This is a genomic window from Abyssisolibacter sp. ZYX002 (assembly GCF_056892235.1).
This window is the reverse complement of record NZ_JARMXH010000001.1, coordinates 453,512-472,495: the sequence shown is the minus strand read 5'-3', so window position 1 is coordinate 472,495 and position 18,984 is coordinate 453,512. Positions and strand designations below refer to the sequence as shown.

At 30.2% G+C, this 18,984-nt stretch carries 16 protein-coding genes; 6 read left to right on the top strand and 10 right to left on the bottom strand.

What is annotated here, in order from left to right; genetic code table 11:
• Positions 1–384: 384 nt before the first annotated feature.
• The gene (locus P3X86_RS02195; RefSeq protein ID WP_483290986.1) at positions 385–1,005 is read right to left on the bottom strand and encodes a Type 1 glutamine amidotransferase-like domain-containing protein; all 621 of its coding nucleotides are present in this window, start codon (positions 1,003–1,005) and stop codon (positions 385–387) included.
• A 106-nt stretch (positions 1,006–1,111) separates the two neighbouring features.
• Here P3X86_RS02195 and P3X86_RS02190 point away from each other — a divergent pair, with 106 nt between their 5' ends.
• Positions 1,112–2,053, top strand: coding sequence for a helix-turn-helix transcriptional regulator (locus tag P3X86_RS02190; protein ID WP_483290985.1), 942 nt, complete (start codon positions 1,112–1,114; stop codon positions 2,051–2,053).
• 384 nt (positions 2,054–2,437) lie between these two features.
• Here the strand turns inward: P3X86_RS02190 and P3X86_RS02185 are convergent, their stop codons facing one another.
• Entirely contained in the window at positions 2,438–3,430 is a 993-nt protein-coding gene (locus P3X86_RS02185) for an effector binding domain-containing protein (protein WP_483290984.1), read from the bottom strand.
• Positions 3,431–3,604: 174 nt separating this feature from the next.
• Complete coding sequence (locus P3X86_RS02180; protein ID WP_483290983.1) at positions 3,605–4,096, bottom strand: NUDIX hydrolase; 492 nt, start codon at positions 4,094–4,096, stop codon at positions 3,605–3,607.
• Positions 4,097–5,143: 1,047 nt separating this feature from the next.
• Between P3X86_RS02180 and P3X86_RS02175 the strand changes: the two genes are divergently transcribed.
• From P3X86_RS02175 to P3X86_RS02155, 5 genes are all read left to right on the top strand, one after another.
• A complete protein-coding gene (locus tag P3X86_RS02175; protein ID WP_483290982.1) occupies positions 5,144–7,258 on the top strand; it encodes a BglG family transcription antiterminator in 2,115 nt (704 codons plus the stop codon).
• Positions 7,259–7,279: 21 nt separating this feature from the next.
• A complete protein-coding gene (locus tag P3X86_RS02170) occupies positions 7,280–7,564 on the top strand; it encodes a PTS sugar transporter subunit IIB (protein ID WP_483290981.1) in 285 nt (94 codons plus the stop codon).
• 11 nt (positions 7,565–7,575) lie between these two features.
• Positions 7,576–8,835, top strand: coding sequence for a PTS ascorbate transporter subunit IIC (locus tag P3X86_RS02165; protein WP_483290980.1), 1,260 nt, complete (start codon positions 7,576–7,578; stop codon positions 8,833–8,835).
• A 152-nt stretch (positions 8,836–8,987) separates the two neighbouring features.
• Positions 8,988–9,821 carry a transketolase gene (locus P3X86_RS02160; protein WP_483290979.1) on the top strand — a complete coding sequence of 278 codons (834 nt, stop codon included), beginning with the start codon at positions 8,988–8,990 and terminating at the stop codon, positions 9,819–9,821.
• On the top strand, positions 9,814–10,749 hold the full coding sequence (locus P3X86_RS02155) for a transketolase family protein (protein WP_483290978.1): 936 nt from the start codon (positions 9,814–9,816) through the stop codon (positions 10,747–10,749). The genes P3X86_RS02160 and P3X86_RS02155 overlap by 8 nt, the downstream gene beginning before the upstream one ends.
• A gap of 533 nt (positions 10,750–11,282) precedes the next feature.
• Here P3X86_RS02155 and P3X86_RS02150 read toward each other — a convergent pair.
• The 7 genes from P3X86_RS02150 to P3X86_RS02120 all read right to left on the bottom strand — a co-directional run bounded on the left by P3X86_RS02150 (position 11,283) and on the right by P3X86_RS02120 (position 18,951).
• Entirely contained in the window at positions 11,283–12,182 is a 900-nt protein-coding gene (locus P3X86_RS02150) for a UTP--glucose-1-phosphate uridylyltransferase (protein ID WP_483290977.1), read from the bottom strand.
• A 1,352-nt stretch (positions 12,183–13,534) separates the two neighbouring features.
• On the bottom strand, positions 13,535–14,299 hold the full coding sequence (locus P3X86_RS02145; RefSeq protein WP_483290976.1) for a sugar phosphate nucleotidyltransferase: 765 nt from the start codon (positions 14,297–14,299) through the stop codon (positions 13,535–13,537).
• Between the two features lie 241 nt (positions 14,300–14,540).
• Complete coding sequence (locus P3X86_RS02140) at positions 14,541–15,674, bottom strand: macrolide family glycosyltransferase (protein WP_483290975.1); 1,134 nt, start codon at positions 15,672–15,674, stop codon at positions 14,541–14,543.
• Between the two features lie 217 nt (positions 15,675–15,891).
• Positions 15,892–16,608: an ABC transporter permease gene (locus P3X86_RS02135; protein WP_483290974.1), complete on the bottom strand. Its 717-nt coding sequence runs from the start codon at positions 16,606–16,608 to the stop codon at positions 15,892–15,894.
• Positions 16,605–17,420, bottom strand: a complete 816-nt coding sequence (locus P3X86_RS02130; RefSeq protein ID WP_483290973.1) for an ABC transporter ATP-binding protein — start codon at positions 17,418–17,420, stop codon at positions 16,605–16,607. Before P3X86_RS02130 ends, P3X86_RS02135 begins: the two co-directional genes overlap by 4 nt.
• A 104-nt stretch (positions 17,421–17,524) precedes the next feature.
• The gene (locus tag P3X86_RS02125) at positions 17,525–17,965 is read right to left on the bottom strand and encodes a hypothetical protein (protein WP_483290972.1); all 441 of its coding nucleotides are present in this window, start codon (positions 17,963–17,965) and stop codon (positions 17,525–17,527) included.
• A gap of 80 nt (positions 17,966–18,045) precedes the next feature.
• Complete coding sequence (locus P3X86_RS02120; protein ID WP_483290971.1) at positions 18,046–18,951, bottom strand: hypothetical protein; 906 nt, start codon at positions 18,949–18,951, stop codon at positions 18,046–18,048.
• Between the last annotated feature and the right edge of the window lie 33 nt (positions 18,952–18,984).

The following is an 18,984-nucleotide window of genomic DNA, read 5'->3' as shown; positions in this document are numbered from 1 at the left end:
CATCCAAATTAATTATAATATACAAGGTGAGCACCTTACAAATTTTTATTCTTCTAATTTAAAATGCCTTCCTTCTTATAGGGTTACTGACATATTTCTGAATTAAAAAAATATATAACCTTTAGTTTTATTAGCTTAATGAATATACCCTCAGAATTAACTTGCTACTATAACATTTAAAACTGAACAACAATCACTTCATATTCTTTAATTTTATTAAGGCCTACTTTTTCAGCTAATTTAATTGATAGTATATTATCTGCCAAAAATCCCAAGTAGATTAAGTTTCTTTAAAAATAGTATTATCCCTCTCAAAGCTTGGAGGGATACATACTGGCTAGTGTTCATTTTACGGTATTCCACATCGGTAGACTCTGAATCATCTTACGAGTTAGTTCTTTCGCTTTTAACCTTGTCATTCTCAACAAGTATTGCTTCATTATTGCTGATAGGAAATAATTTTAAAGTTGAAGAATAGCTATCTACTAACTTCTTAGTAATTTTTTTAAAAGGTATATTATTGTAGTGAGGTACTGTATAAAACTCTACTAAATCTAAAGCGTCAAAGCTCGTCAATTCTGGGGCTTTTTTAACACTATCCATCCCTTTTACATACTCAATATTTGCTGATGTAATCATTGCACCTGCTGACTCACCGATATAAAGTTTGCCTGCGTTTACTTCATCCATGATGATTTTATCAGCTCCTGTCCTTTTTAACTCTTGTAAAAGGAAAAAAGTATTGCCTCCTGTTACATATATATAGTCGTTACCTCTTAATTTAGTATTTATTTCATTATAAGTAGCTGTTGATATTTCCAAAACATCAACATTTAGTCCTAATTTCTCAAGTGCTTTTTTTCCTGCCTTTACATAAAAAGTTACCTTTTCTACTTTGCTAGCAGTCGGTATAAACGTCACAGTTTTACCTCTCAAATTCTTTTCAAAGTCTGCGAATATGCTAGCTACACCTTTAAAATACGAAGCCAAAAATAATTTTTTCATATCTTACATTTCCTCCTTTGCTATCTTCTTTAATTATAGTATACTATAAAAAGGTGTCATATATTGAAATGTTTAATTATTACTTAACAAAAAGGAGGATTGTCCTATGAATAAATCAGAAAGATTAAATGATATGATGTTATTTCTAAACGATAAAAATTCATTCAATTTGAGTGATTTGATGGATAAATATAATATTTCAAAAAGTACTGCTCTTAGAGATGTATCAGCTTTAGAAAGAATTGGTATGCCAATATATACTCAACGTGGCAGGAATGGTTATTATGGTATACTTCATAATAGGCTTCTATCTCCTATTGTTTTTAATATTGATGAAGTATTCGCTTTGTATTTTTCGATGCTTACATTACGGGCTTATGAAACTACTCCTTTTCATCTAAGCGTAGAGAAATTAAAGAAAAAATTTGAGAAATGCTTATCTACAGAAAAAATAGAAATGCTTCGTAAAGTGGAAAAAGTATTTAGTTTAGCTTCTATTAAGCATAGCAATGAATGTCCTTTTTTAAATGATGTTTTACAGTATGCCATAGAAGAAAAAGTATGCAATATAACATATCGTAAAAAAGGGATAGAGCAAAAGTATCACATACAATTTTTCAATATTTCATCAGCTTACGGACAATGGTATGCAACAGGATATAACTTTGAAACAAAAAGTCCACAGGTATTTCGCTGTGATAAAGTTTTAGGTATTGGAGAAAGCAATAAATTTAACCCCAAACCATTTTCTGAATTTATGAAGCCAGCCGATATATTGTATAAAACTAATGATGCTACTAATTTTGAGGTTGAAATATCAAAAAAAGGCATCGATTTATTCTATAAAGAACATTACCCTTCTATGAAGCTTTACTTTAAAAATGATAAATATTTTATTCTAGGTTTTTATAATATAGGAGAAGAAGCATTTATCTCAAACTACTTTATGAACTATGGAGAGAATATACTATCTATAAAACCTGAATCATTAAAAACATTAATTACTGAAAAGTTAAGCGCACTAACAAAGTATTTTTCCAAAATATAATACGTTTTATGATTTAAGAATCTTTTATCTACACTATGTGCTTTATATAATTGTTTAGCTAGGACATGAGTCATATCAATTCATGAATGTATACGTCTTGTTCCTTCCGTTGATATAAATACTGCTAAATCCTATGAAGTGCAAAACAAAAAGCCTTCAGAGTTTAATTTGAAAGCTTTTTTGTATTTATATGAGTTTTACCGTAAACATGCTAATAGGCATATGTTTACACTTAATTCAGAAGGTAATTTTACTGATATTTGTTTCTTATAATCTACCATATCTTATGGCTTAGCACCGGAAAAAGAATCAATCCCTTTCAATATATTAGCTGTATCCTCACCTATCTAACGTGAACATATGCTTCCATAGCATTATATAATATTATTCAGACTTTTCTTTTATTGGTATTAACAAATCTAATTGCATACTCTCTAGTTGAAAATTTTCGTTATTAACATTATTAATGTAGTTTAGATGTTCTTCAATACATCCATCCATACATATAGGATCACCCAAATTCGGCTCATATGTGTCATTATTATTTGCCCATTCATCCAACCATTCCCACTCATGAAAATTACCCATTTTAATCATGTGAGCTGCATACAGTCCGCCTTTAAAAAACTTTTTTGTAAGAGGCTTAGGAACTATCATATCTTCAGGTATAGTAACCCACATTTCATATCCATGGTCTGGCATTCCTTCTGGAGTATTAGGTGAAGGATTAGGATTATTAAATCCATAATGACGTAAATCAGGCTTAATTTTACATAAATTATTTTCTTTTACAAATCTGTCCATTACCTCAGCAGCATGTTGTTCTGGCTCATCGCAATAAAACTGTATGGATGCAACAGTTGATGGGGGTAAGAATATAATTCTTACATTAGTTAACTTTGACAAATTTTCATTTGCATTATTTAAGTTGTTCATAGTTAATCTCTCCTTAAAATTAATTTTTGTTACTGACAAAGAGTCAATAACTTTAAGCAACGATTCATCAGTCAATAATCGAGGACTAATTTTAACATCAATATTATCTTTAAGGTGGACAATTAACTCATATATAATAGACTTTATAGTAGATAATGCATTAATATCATGTGAAAGTTCATTTAGCTTGTCTTGAAAAACCTTAATTACAGTTATTGCTTCTCCACTTTGCAATACCAGTTTTATTTGTTTCAAGGGTATTCTCAACTTTCGTAAAATAATAATCTGTTCCAGTCTTATAATAGCATTTTCATCATATGCACGATAAGAGTATCCATCCTTATTAACGCTTTGAAGCAATCCTATTTGCTCATAATACCTAAGCGTTCTTGTTGATATATTGAAATTTTTTGACACCTTGCTTATTGTCTGTAGGCTCATAAAATCCTCCTTTCATGATATATTGTAAAGGACGACACGACGTCAAAGTCAAGTGTTGGTTACTAGGTATTTTATTTTTTCTTAACTATTTTTACTATATCCCTTTATATATACTCCTTCTTCAATTATATTAATTATAGGAACTTTCATCTTATTATTTGCAGTTATTATGATTTATTTTTCCTTGTAGACAAAATGTTTAATTTCTTCTGGTAATGAAAACAAATATTGCTTTATATTTGCTGGGCAAACCACTATATCATCTAACTTTGATAATGGAATCCAGCAAAAATCCAAATTAACTCTTATATCACCTAACTCATCTATAGCTTTAAATGTCCCATCCAGAGGTATTTGATCCTCTTCACATAATAAAACTACATAATACAAGCTAATTTGTTGACATGGTCTATCTCCCCAAGGAAAAAAATTTTCTCCTACCATAATAAGTTTATCAATCTTGATATCTGCGTTTATTTCTTCTTTAAACTCTCTTACCAAAGCTTCATCACTTGTTTCTCCAAAATTCACGTGTCCGCCTGGTATAGAATAATCATCATCATGTTTAGGTTTTTGTAGAAGTATTTTATTGTCTATTATCAAAATTCCAGCCACACGATATGAAAAAACATTTTCCTCTGTCTTAAACAATATATCCTTACTCATTATATTCCCCCTAACTTAACCCTTTTTTATTTTATTCATATATACTCTTCATTATCTTTAATTTCTATTATGAATTGCTATATCATATTCCTACATCATAAGTAATAAGCACCATATAAAATTTTACCTATTATTTTTAATTTAATCAACTCTAGTATTATATAATAACAACAAAAATTATAATTAATATTATTGATGCTATTATTGCTGATATATCACTTTTACCATTTTCAATTACAAAAGCTATTTATATATTTTTTATATCTTCGCTTTTATTTTTTTCGCATTTATATGCATAATCTAATCCTCTTTTATACAGTTAAAATTCCACATCCTCTAAGTTTTGTTCGATTAGCTCATCGATTTTCTTTACATGCTCTTTTCTTAAATTGAAAACCACATATCTTCGTACTTTGCTAATTTTTTTTATAACTAAATTTATTATGATTGTTACTAAAATTGTATATATTCCACCAATAATCTTAGTTCTATAAGAACAGAAAAGTATCACTAAATAAGAATATAAATCTATAGTATTTATAATATTAATTTTTTTAAAGATAATTAGAGCAAAAAAATAGATGTACAAACTATAAATACTAAATCATAATTTATCATTTTGTCCTCCATTTGACATAGTATAATTATAATACAAAAAATCTTTAGTGGACAATTTTTATACCATTTATTTAATCATTTCTTCTTATTATTTACATTTCTAATTCATCATCCTACGTACTATTATTAAGTATGATAAAAACCAACTTCTGCACTGTCTAGAATTATGTAACAAAACAACCAGAATTTTTAGCATAAAACCTTATTATAATGATGATTATTTAGCTTTATTACTAGTGGTTTTAGTAGTAAAATTAAGGAGTATAGGAAAAGCAAAAACCTAACTCAAAAAGAGCTAGGGTATTATGATTTGTGTTCCTATAGTGCAATTTTTTCAACATCAAATTGAAAAACATTAATATATACTACTAAACAAAAAAAATGTAAAATAAATTTGCAATCGTTTTCCGATTCTAAGGAGCTGAGTCAATGGATTTAAGCAAAAGACATATAGAATTACTTAATATCTTGTTAGATGCAACAACATACGTAACCTTGAACGAACTACATAGCAAGTTCAAGGTAAGTAAAAGGACTATAAGGTATGATATTGATAAAATAAACAGCTATTTGGTCTCAAATTCTATGGAAGGTATTGTAAAAGATAGATACAAAGGGCTAATAATAAAAGATAAATTGAAAATAAGTAATCATTTATCTCAATTTTATCAATTACATGCGAATATCAACTATTATTATTCAAGAGAAGAAAGAAGAAATTTAATTGCAATAAAACTTTTAGAAAGCAATCATGCTTTAAGTATAAAATTCTTTGAAGATTACTTTTTATTATCTAAAAATACTATATTAAAAGAACTTAATGAAATAGAATACCTATTAAATAGAAACAATGTCAAACTGATAAGAAAACCTAGAATAGGTATTTATGTTGAGGGAACTGAACTTGACAAGAGGAAAGCTATTATTGACCTAACATTTAACTCTGTAGATACAGAAGATTTTTTTCACTATATTAATAGAAAATTTACTCAAAGTAAAACAAATAATATTAAATTTAATGTTCTGTTTTCAGAATATGATATTGAATTTTTGAACTCTTTAGTTAAGATAGCTGAAAAAGAACTTCATAGAAGCTTTACTGATGAAGGATATTCTAATCTTATTACACATATTGCTTTAATGATAAAGCGTCTACAATTAGATAAAAACATTATCCTTCCTGATACAGACGGAGATGGTATTCAATTTTCTAAAGAATACACTATTACACAAGAATTAGTAGCTTTGATAGAACAAAAATACAATATTATCGTTCCTGAAGACGAAATAAAATATATTGCCATACATTTATTAGGTACCAAAATTATTAATGGATCTAAAATAGTAAACGAGCAATTATATAAAGTCACTGCTGCTATGCTTAATGACATTGAAAATATCTATAATGTAGATTTTGAAGAATCCAAAAACTTAATAATATCAAACTTAATGTTACATCTGAGACCTACAGTTTATCGTATTAAATATGGTATAAAATTACAGAACCCTATGTTTAACAATATCTTAAAAAATTACAAAACTTTGTTTATGAACACAAAACAGGTCTGCAAACACTTAGAAGATTATATGGATTGTAAGATTAATGAACATGAAGTATCTTATATTACTTTGCATTTTGGAGCAGCTTTAGAAAAAGCTAAAAAAAGATCACAGAATATTCCTAAGCTTGTTCTAGTATGTGCAACAGGAATAGGCACTGCTCAAATGATTGCTTCTCAAATTAGCACACGCTTTAACTGTGAAATATTAAAAACAGTTTCTAGTAGAAAAATCAATGAATTGGCTAAAGAAAACTTTGATTATTTAATTAGTACAGTAAATATTTCTGGGCTAAAAAATACTGAATATATAAAAATTAATCCAATGCTTCTGAAAAAAGATTACGAAATACTTGAAAAATATTTAAAGCCAAAATATAAAGAAAAAATAACACAGGAAGAAATTATCGTTAATAAGCTTATTAAATCTGTAAAAAAATATGCGATTATTAAAGATAGAGAACAATTATTATATGAGTTTCTATATACTTTAAAAAGTACTGATAGATACCCTAAAGAGGAGAAGGTTTATATGTTAAAAGATTTATTAATAGAAGATGTAATACAACTAAATGTCGTTGTTAAAGATTGGAGGGATGCTATAGAAAAAGGATGTGATATCTTGATAAAAAAAGGAACTATTGAACATTCTTATCAAGACAGTATATTTAATAATTTCGAAAAAATGGGACCATACATGGTAGTTGCACCTGGTATAGTTTTAGCTCATGCTAGACCAGAAGATGGTGTAATAAAACTTTCTATGAGTCTTATGACATTAAAAGAACCTGTTAAATTTGGAAGTGAGTTAAATGACCCAGTCAAATTAGTTGTAACAATAGCAGCATCTGATAATACTAGTCATTTAAAAGCTTTATCTCAATTAATGAATTTATTTATGAATGATACTGATTTAAACAAAATAATGACTACTACTAATAAAAATGATGTAATAAAAATAGCTAAGCATTATTCAAAAAATTAAAAATACTAGGAGGTTTTATTAATGTTAATTTTAGTTTGTTGTGGTTCTGGTTTAGGATCTAGTTTTATGATAGAAATGAATATTAAAAATATTTTAAAAGAAATGAATTTGGAAGAAATACAAGTAGATCATTCAGATTTATCTAGTGCTTCTGGTATTAAAGCTGATATATATGTAGGTACTAGAGATTTAGCAAGCAATTTAACGGGTTTAGGTTACACTGTTTCTTTAAATAATATGATAGACAAAAACGAGTTAAAGCAAAAAATCACTAAAGCATTAGAAGATAAAGGTATCATAAAATAGGAGGGGTTTGTATGCTAAAATTAATGCTTGACATTTTAAGTGTTCCTGCCATTTTGGTTGGATTGATAGCACTAATTGGATTACTACTACAAAAAAAATCTTCATCTGATATTATTAAAGGTACTATAAAAACCATATTAGGGTTTTTGATATTAGGCGGAGGTGCTACCATAGTAGTTGCAGCACTAGGACATTTCGGTGTTATGTTTCAACAAGGTTTTGGTGTAACAGGTGTTGTTCCTAACAATGAAGCCATTGTTGCTATGGGTCTTAAAACATATGGAACTACAACTGCATTAATAATGGTATTTGGTATGATAGCTAATATATTAATTGCTAGGTTTACAAAATTTAAATATATCTTTTTAACAGGACATCACACACTATATATGGCATGTATGATAGCTGTTATTTTAGCTGTTGGTGGATTACAAGGTACTGCACTTATTGCAGTAGGAGCAATTTTATTAGGTATTATCATGGCCATCTTCCCAGCTATCGCTCAACCATTTATGCGTAAAATAACTGGAACTGATGATGTTGCTTTTGGGCATTTTGGAACATGTGGTTATGTATTATCTGGTCTTATAGGCAAATTAGTAGGTAAAGACTCAAAATCAACTGAAGAAATCAAATTTCCTAAAGGATTGTCTTTTTTAAGAGATAGTTCTGTTGCGATATCTTTAACTATGGCTATATGTTACATTATTGTTGCGATAGCATGTGGAAAGGAATATGTTGAAACTAATTTAAGTGGTGGACAAAATTTCTTAGTATTTTCTTTTATACAAGCACTTACATTTGCTGGTGGTGTATATATTATATTACAAGGTGTTAGATTAATTCTTGCTGAAATTGTACCTGCTTTTACAGGTATATCAATGAAATTAGTTCCAAATGCGAAACCGGCACTTGACTGTCCTGTGGTATTCCCCTACGCTCCTAATGCTGTATTAATAGGTTTCTTATCTAGTTTCCTTGGTGGTATTGTAGGTATGTTTATTCTTGGAAGTTTAGGTGCAGTAATTATCTTACCAGGTGTAGTACCTCATTTCTTCTGTGGTGCAACTGCTGGAGTCTTTGGTAACGCTACTGGTGGTAGAAGAGGTGCATTTATAGGTGCATTTGTACATGGTTTATTTATCACATTATTACCAGTTTTACTTATGCCAGTACTTGGTGATTTAGGTTTTAGTAATACAACATTCTCAGACGCAGACTTCGGAGTTATAGGTATATTACTTGGAAATATTATAAGATTTATAAGCTAATATAATATGAAGTAATTATATCAATATATATACATATTCATTAATTTGAGAATATTATAGTATTACTAGTTTATTAAAGTTTATTTTGTCTACTATGATAGGGCTGTCTTTTGTGGACGGTCTTTCTTTATTTCAAGAGAGGATGTGCTTTTATGAATATTGATAAGTTAACACAACTAAAACAACTTGCACTAGATGCAAGAAAAGATTGTATAAATACTCAGTATGAAATACAATCTGGCCATCTCGGAGGATCTTTTTCTGCACTAGAGATGATGATTTATCTATATTTTGAAAAAATGAACTTATCGCTTTCAAATACGGATGATTTAAACAGAGATATTTTTATCTTAAGCAAAGGACATGCTTCATTAGGCTTCTATGCTGTTCTAGGTAGAAAAGGTTTGTTTCCACTGGATGAATTAACTACATATAGAAAAATAAACTCAAGATTACAAGGCCATACACATATTGATTCTGTAAAAGGTATAGAGTGTTCTACTGGCTCTTTAGGCCAAGGTTTATCATTTGGACTAGGAATAGCGTTAGCTAAGAAAAAGAAAAATTTATCTGGTAATGTATATGTAATGCTAGGTGATGGTGAAATGCAAGAAGGCCAAATATGGGAAGCACTTATGCTACAAAGTAAGTTACAATTAGAAAACCTAATACCTATTATAGATAATAACAAACTACAATTAGATAATCATTATGTTGAAATAATGGGTGCTCCAAATTTTAGAAATCGTTTACTTTCATTTGGATTACAGGTAATCGAAGTAAATGGAAATGATTTTGAAGATATAGAAAAGGGATTTAATAAATTAGGTAATATCCCTAGTATTATTGTATCTGATACCATTAAAGGCTATGGAGTCAGTTTTATGGAAAACAGTGTTAAGTGGCATTCTAAGAAACTAAACAAAGAAGAATTTAATCAAGCAACATTTGAATTAAAAGAACTGGAGGTGGCTTTAAATGAATAAGTTATTAGCACCAAGAGATGCTTTTGGAAAAGAACTAGTTGATATAGGTGAGATAAACTCTGATTTATTTGTGCTTAGTGGTGATTTAGGTGGAGCAACAAAAATTAATGGTTTTGAAAATAAGTTCCCTTCAAGATTCCTCAATACTGGAATTGCAGAACAAAATATGATCAGCATGGCAGCTGGACTAGAAAGAATGGGCTATGTTCCAGTAGTAAGCACATTTTGTTGTTTCGCACCTGGCAGAGTATATGACCAAATAAGACAATCAATCTCATATTCTAATTCCAATGTGAAAATTATGTCCACTCATCCTGGTCTGGCAGTAGGTATGGATGGTGCTATTCATCAAAGTTTAGATGACTTAGCTTTGATGCGAGCACTCCCAAATTTCGTAGTTTTAGCTCCTTCTGATGAGATAGAAACACGTAAAGCAGTTAAATGGGCTATAGACTATAAAGGCCCTGTATATATAAGGATAGGTAGAAAAGAATGTGCAAATTGTTTTGATGCTAATTGCGAATTTGAACTCGGAAAATCTTACACTTTGAAAGAAGGAAATGATATTACACTTATAGCACATGGCTGTATGGTCCCTATAATAATAGATGCTGCAAAGGAACTTGTTAATCATAATATAGATGCTAGAATCATCAGTTTTCCTTTTATCAAACCAGCAGATAGAAAAGCTATAATTAAAGCCTCTAAAGAAACTAAAGGAATAATAACAGCTGAAGATCACTTTCTAAATGGAGGTCTATTCAGTGTTATTTCTGAAATCACAGCTAGTGAATGTCCTTGCATAGTTAAAGGAGTAGGCATAAATGATACATTTGGTGAATCAGGCAATCCTGATGAGCTATATGAAAAATATGGCCTAACTGTACAAAATATTGTAGAGAAAGCTTTAGAAATAACTGAGAGTTAATTATACTAAAACTCAAATAATCTTAATTCTTTTAGCATTGTATTTTTTAAACCTAAAACAAAAAGCTTATACTATGATACCTCCAAAGCAGAATCTAATTAATTAAAATTAGATATCTACTTTGGAGTTTTTTTATGTCAAGTCACTTCCCTACTTTTATTTTAACATTACAATTCCTTCAATAAAAGAATTCCATTAGTTTTCCATAATCTCATTTTCATTTTATCCAAATAAAAAACATGACCTGAGCCATGCATTTTAAATCTAACTGTGTTAATGCCAAACTTAGTTTTTCTATAGCTTTCTTTTCAATTCTCGATACGTAACACGATGTCAAGTTAGGGCTAAACCTTTTTATATTCTAAGTTTAGAATGCAATAACTTATCGATTTTAAAAATTAGACTTACAAAAGCTCAGAATGCATAAGTTGTAAAATTATTCTTTTACAACTTAGTAATAATGATTAAATATATAACATTTTTATAATTATGTAAATGACCCTTATTGGGCTAACTTCTTGATGCTTGCAATTTTAATCACAATTATTTGCTTGATAGTTTCTATTTGAGTTAACTATGTTTTTTATATTTAATATAATTTCTTGATATTCTATATTTTCGTAAGCAAAGTGAATTAAATACTCGAAGAAAGCGTTAACGTATCCTTTTTTACTTCCAATATCAAATCTCTTACCATAAATTTTTAGAGCTTTGATTTCATCATAATTAAGTAATGAACTAATAGCATCCGTTATATGTATTTCATTATTTACCCCATAAGTTGTTTTTTCTAACAAATTAAAAATTTTTGGTTTAAGTATATATCTACCTACAATTGCTAAATTACTTGTAGGGTTATTTGGCTTTTCCTCTATTTTTATTATATTATTAATTTTTTGGTGTAAATTTCTAACTACAGCAACTCCATAATTTCCAGCTTGTTCTATGGATACTTCTTCTACTGCTACTACTGAACAATTAGTTGCTTCATATACTTCTATTAATTGCTTAATGGCTGGTATTTTAGATTTTATAATATCATCAGGTAATAATAGTGCAAATGCCTCGTCTCCAATAAAACTTTTTGCTCTCATTACAGCATGACCAGTTCCCTTAGGTTCTATTTGCCTTATAAAATATATATCTGCTTTTTTATAAAGGCTTTGTATTTTTAAAAGTTCATCTTTACCACTCTTAGAACGTATGTTCTCGGCTAGTTCAGGTGATGAATCAAAAAAATTTTCAATTAATTCTTTATTTCTTGATGTAACAATCAATATGTCTTTAATTCCAGATAATATACACTCTTCAACTATATACTGTATAGCTGGTTTATTGAAAATATTAATCATCTCTTTAGGTATAGCCTTTGTTATTGGCAACAATCTTGTCCCGAATCCAGCAGCTAAAATAACAGCTTTTCTTATTTTCATTCTAACTTACACTCCTTTCGCTGTGCTCAAGGCACAAATAGTTACTTTTTGAATAAATATCTAATTTATTGTTAATCCTTCTAAAGTAAGATAACTAGTCACACTACAGAACACGACGAAGGGAGTAGAACATTATCCCAACCATGATAAAAATCCGTATTTTACATGTCGAATATCTTTTTTAAGCACAAATGAGTGCCCTCCTATGAGCACGAACGCAAATTTTTGCTAAAGCAACAACCCGTTGTTATTGCTAGATATTTAGTCAATTTCATGACTATAATCTCCTTTATTTTTGAGATAGAATAGTAATTCCATTACTATCAATAATTCTATACCCTTGTTTGTGACACGGGTAGTTCCAGACTGAAAACCCAACCAGCTAAACATAGGTTCTCACCGATGGAATTATACTCTAGTGCAAGTAATGATTCATTTACAATCACTTCCCAGAGAAATTAGAACTATATTCTATTCATGAAATATATATCAAAATATTTAACTGTATTGGTTTCGATTTTAAACCATAATACAAAACTTAGTTTAGAAGTGAAGTGAATGCCATAGGCAGGGTGACTATATTATAACAAGAAAAATCATTAAATATTTGATTGATTGTCATAGATTCGTATATACATTCTTCAAAGAACACTGTAAATCTTTGTTACGTAAATCCTTAAAAAACAAATATAATAAAGTTATCATCAAGGTTATAAACTCTCTAGTCAACAGTGTCTCAGACTAGAATATTACAACTATATCAATGATTGTATTAATTCTACTAAAATGTTATTTACCGTTTAACTACGCCTTAAGAAAAACAACTAAATCTTCTTTCAAGTATTCAAGGTATCAAAAAACTATTTTTCTTATCCTCTTTTTATACACCTTCTCACTTTCTATCCCTTGTTAGTAATTGTATGTATAGTACAAAGAAACATATGAAAAATATCAGTGATACCATTCCTTAGAATACACTCATATACTTAAGTTCCTTAGATATATTTTTCAGTTTATCAAGCTCATTTATTTTATTATCTTTATATATTTTCTAAGTTTAGTAATATCAAAATATTTTCTTGTTTGAATATCCTTACAATCAGAACTTATATTTAATATAATAATTAAATAATCCATTTATATTCCTCAATTTGGTAGCGTTCTTTTTTAGTTAAGTATTTATGTTATTATTCTTATTGTGATTCATTGAAAAATTCTCCTTGTTAGTTGACTTAGCAATATCAGAAAATTCCAAATGAGTCACTTTTTAAATTTAGGAAATTCTATTTTGTGAGTCATTTAATTTTATAACTTAGCATTTCATTTGCTTTTATACACACAGGCAAAATCTCCTATTGGGTAATTTTCCACAGTTGTACAAAATCATTTACGGTTGATATATCAATGCATACACCACTATTTATTTTCATGCCATACACAGGTAACTTCTTGTCTAAGCATTTTTTAAAGGCATCAAGTAACACTAACTCCCTTTTCCTACCTTTTTCACTTTTTGATGCAATAACTAATTCTGCTATAACATCGAGAAAGGCATCTTCCCATATCACACAGTTCCAAGTATTATTTGCACATGGGTCTCGCGGTTTATCTTGTATCTCTAGAATTTCGCCGATTTCAGACAAGTCAACTGGACCTAGACGTTCAGGATGATCTGTCTCAAAAACACCTAACGTTAATATTGAACGTTTCTGATAATGGAAATCTAATAAAGATTTAACACAATTTTCAGGCATAATAATAGTATCTGGAAAACGCATAATTACTGTATGGTCATATAAAAATGGGCTTGCTTGGTATATTGAGTATGGGACACCATACTCATCTGAATCTACATTTTGATTAACATAAGCAATCGACATTTGATACTTTTTAGAAAATAGATTCAGATATTTCATTAAGTCTGGCTTTCTCTCATTGATTGTACAAATCACATTATTAATTCCCGCTTTACGCATGGTAGATAGGGAATTTTCAAATAATAATATAGGAAATTTCTTATCAGGAATAAGCACTGGAAGTAATTCTTTTATTACTAGTTCGCCCTTCATACGAGCACCACGACCTGAAGCGGGAACAAATCCAAGTATACTTTTCATAAGTTTCCTCCATTTCATCAGTTTATAGTGTAAGTTTCAACTACGTCACTTTAATAATCCCTTATATTTCAAGAATTACACTACTTTACTGATATTTTATTTATCCATAAATAAATCCAATTTAAATAATATATTGATAATTATTTATATTCTCATACGTACCAAAAGTTCAAAATCTATACCATCTTCTTATCGACAGAAAAGAAGCGTATCGACCATAATTATCATATTATGATAAACCTTAACAACTAAGGCATCCTTCAATTAAATCTGCTGCTTTCTTAATACCACCTGCATTTTGCAACTGTTTCTGTGCATATTGTACGTTTTTACTTATTTTTCTATCATTAATCGTTTTTTCTACTGTTAAATATAAATTATTCAAAATATCATCTATTTGAATACAAGTACCTAAATTCATTTCTTTAACACGTCTTGCATTAAACGGTTGATCTGCATCTTGAGGAATAACGATCATAGGAACTCCATAATATAGTGCTTCATTAATACTGTTCATACCTCCATGAGTAATAAAAAGCAATGTTTTTTTTAAAATTTCTTTCTGTGGTACATATGGGAATACGTAAATATTTTTGGGTAATTTTCCAAAACTTTTAATTGAATATTTACTCCCGACAGAAATAATTACATTATAATTTTTATTTGCAAATTCGTGGATACAAGCTTTGTAAAAATTGAGCTGTTTATTATAAATAGTTCCTAATGAAATATATATTATAGGATTACTATCGCTTATTTGTGTTTCAATGAATGAGGATGTTTCATTCATTGAAATAGAAGCACCCACAAAATTATAACGTTTGTCAAAACTTTCTGCATCCACCTGAAACCATTTCGATGTAAATACAATATTCATATCAGGTATATTGTAAATCATTTCATCCAAAAAATCATTTTCTTTTATTTCTATTTCTCTTACTAGATGTTTTGTATGCCATATCCTAATTTCTTCATCTAGAAAAACTTTCAAATTGTTAGATTCACAAATTAAATCATGCGCTACATTTTTATTTAATGCAAATGTAGTAAAAAGCTTAATTGTTGGAATATTTAATTTTGCCCCTAAAGCTTCTCCCAGAAAAAACCAAGCTTCATATATCAACAATTCATAGCCTTTCCCTACTTCTAATCCCGTGATATATGCGGTTAAATAGCATAGTTTCTCAATTTCATCACTAGTTTTCATTTTCTCATTGTATGGTATGAAATCAGCTCCAATAGCTTCTATCTTACTCCTCCAATCTTCTGACAGTATATAAGATACTTTATGCCCCCGCCTTATTAATTCCTCTGCCAATCCTAAAGTTGGTATAATATGACCTGTATACGGTATATTAACAAATAAAATTTTCAATTAATCGCCTCCTCTGCCTTATAGAATAAAGTTATATTCATTTACTCAGGTAATAAATCAAAGTTATCTACAATTTTTTATTCTGTAATACTCAAAGTAGGACGAAATTATCACTTAAAATAATTGTTCATTTGTAGAACGTCGGTGAAATACTACAACTCTACTCTAAAAAACTTACTTTACCCCTAGCACAACTACGGAGAACCTAACTAACACTTTACCCATTCGTCTTTTTTGACATTGCGAAAACAGAGATTAAAACCGTTATAACAAATACCACTATCATTGGAATATAAAGAACAAGATCAAATTCTTTACCTGTCATCGTTCTATATGCCCATGTTGCAGGAAATATTTTACCGACATGTTCAAGCGATTGGGGCAACATATCGGTAGAAAACATAATTCCAGACAGCATAATTGACGGCATAAAAACAATCTGCGAGACCATGGTAAGTTTTGGAATGTTCTTCATCACTAAACCGAATACACTTCCTATGCTTAGTGAAGTGGCAATATAGATGACTAGCGACACAAGATAAACTGGTATATTTGCGGGAATTGTTGCATTAAAAGTTATAGGTGCAACCACGAATATTATAGTGCACATTATAAACAAATGGATAAACGCTGATATGAAATGGATAACAACTCCTAGTAATAATGGAATCCCATTGGCCTTATACACTTTTTTTATGTCGCTACTATATATCTCGACAAGGGAAGGTGGCAATCCTACTAACGCCCCCATTGATACGCCAAAGATACTCATCGACTGGATTAGTGTTTGACGGGATTGCGGGTTTATGGATGTGAATATTCCACCCATAAAAGCAAAAAAGATTAGTGGAAGTAAGTAACATGTTATTAACATTGCTTTACTACGTATGTCCAGTTTCCATTGCAGTCCTAACCCGTATAAAAATGCATTCATTGATTAATCCCCCTTGATATATTGATAAAATGTTGCTCAAGCGTTCCTCTGTCTATTTTAATATCCAACACAGCAATTCCCCTACATTTATAGTCCTCAAGTTGGGTTAAAATAGTATCACTGATATTATCAGATTCAAAGCTCTCAACCCCTTGCTCAGTCTTTATGTAAATTGTGCAACGCTGACCGATTTTTGTAGTCAACTCTTCGGCAGTACCTATAAATGCAATATCACCATCTTTAAGAATTGCAATACGGTCACACAGACTTTCTACCTCTACCATATCATGGCTAGCCATAATAATTGTCTTTCCTCGTTCTTTGAGCTTGCGGATTTCTTGATGGAGGAATTTTCTTCCCTCTACATCAAGTCCAGAAGTAGGCTCATCAAGGAACACAATCTCTGGATCACGGACTAAAGCAAGTGCTAAATGCAAACGTCGTTTTTGTCCAGTTGACATTTCCAGATATTGCTTCTTGGCCAACTCTTTAACTCCAAGAGAATCAAGCATTTCATGGTTAATCTCTACTTTATTCCATTTGGCAAAAAGCCGTACTGCTTCCATTGCCTTCATATGCTCAGGAAGTGACGTTGACTGCAGTTGAATCCCCATTTTGCCATTAACCACGATATTACCACTGTCATACTTGCGTAATCCCTCAATACACTCAAGGGTTGTGGTTTTACCTGTGCCATTCACACCAAGTAATGCAAAAATTTCACCTTTATTAACATTAAAATTTAAACCTTTCAGTACAATATGGCTGTTATAGCTTTTCTTAAGGTCTTCAACCCGTATAGCATAACTCATTTTAACTCCTCCTCAAATAGGCTCTTGATATATTACCTAATATTTATTTAAAATAACTATTGATATATTTTGCCTGCGCTGTTGCAAATATAATAAAACCTTATTCAGTTTATAGTGTGGGCATTTTGCATCCATTCAATCATTTCTGTTATGAGCGTAGCCCCCTGCTCACATAAAGTTTTGACATCATTCTCGATTTCCTTTTCATCATAAAAACGACTTGACTCATTGGGTATTATTTTCAAAAATTTCGACAACTTTTGAATACATTCTAACCATTCACATATATAATCGTTTACTGGCTCAGAAAGCCCATTTTTTTTTGAATCAAGTACCAAAACTATACTTTGGTGAAATCTATGCCATCCAGCTATGTCCAAACCAGTTGTAGTCCTCAATCCTCGAATTGCAACTGCTTGTAGCTGAGCTGGTAGCATTTCATGGCACAGTTCAGATTCCAAAAGGTTTAAATATGCGTCAAACTGTTTCGCAAGTGTATATCCGTTAGAAATAAATGTCGATTGAGTATTATTCATAATTATCACCACACCTTTCTGCGAAAAGGAAGATGCCTTATCGCAGTTAATTATAATAATAAAATTGAAGAAAGGGTACATATTTGGTACTAAGCTAATTCAAGGAGAACAAAACGTCTTTTTTGTTGTGGAACCCATTTGTTTTTCTTATTGATAATAACTCCGGTAACCTGTTCAACCATGTCACCCCTAAGCAACTTTCCAGTACTAAAGTCAATAAGCACTTTGCCAAAATAATACGATGAGCCTGTTTGGCTTATAGCATTAGATTTATTTTTTGCATTGTTAACTTCCAATTTCCCGATACACTTATATTCAAACAAAGCTCCTAAATGTCCTTTCCATGTGCTTACGCCGATAAAAGCAGCTTCGAAACGACCATTATGAAAAAAGGAATCTTGCTTACAACCACTAAATTCAAGATATACACATGTATCGCTTACAGTATCAATTTCCACATATTCACCTACTTCAGTGAAAGCTCCAAGGCTTCTTGCCAAGTAAGATGTCATTTCCTCAAATCCAGTCACATCCCAGCTCAACATATATAGCAAATTAACTGTTGGCAATTCTACTAAATGCGAATAATCAATCCCTATGAAATCTATCTGATCATTCGACCCACCCTTATCATTTTCAGGCATTATCGGCGTGGGATATGTCATAATATTCGAAAATCTTAGTCCTTTGGCGAATGTCCATTTTGTTTTCGAAGATTCACCGTGCCAATTATCAGAATTAAAGTTTACATCATCCCAAGTGTAAGTAAAAATTACTGATTTAGGGGTAATGCTTGCTGCAGCCACTTTTATATAGCTAGCGGACAAGGTTTGTGTCTTTGTAACATGCCCTCTAGGAGATAGGAAATGATTATTCATCGATATATGGTAAAGCGTCTTGTTACCCAAGTTGCAGGTAAATGTAATTTTTTTTGGTGTTGATAGGGTCTCAATTCCCTCTTCTAAAAGAATATCTGCAAACTTAAAACCAGTCATGTTTACCTCCTTTCCAGTATTTCAGTACTATTT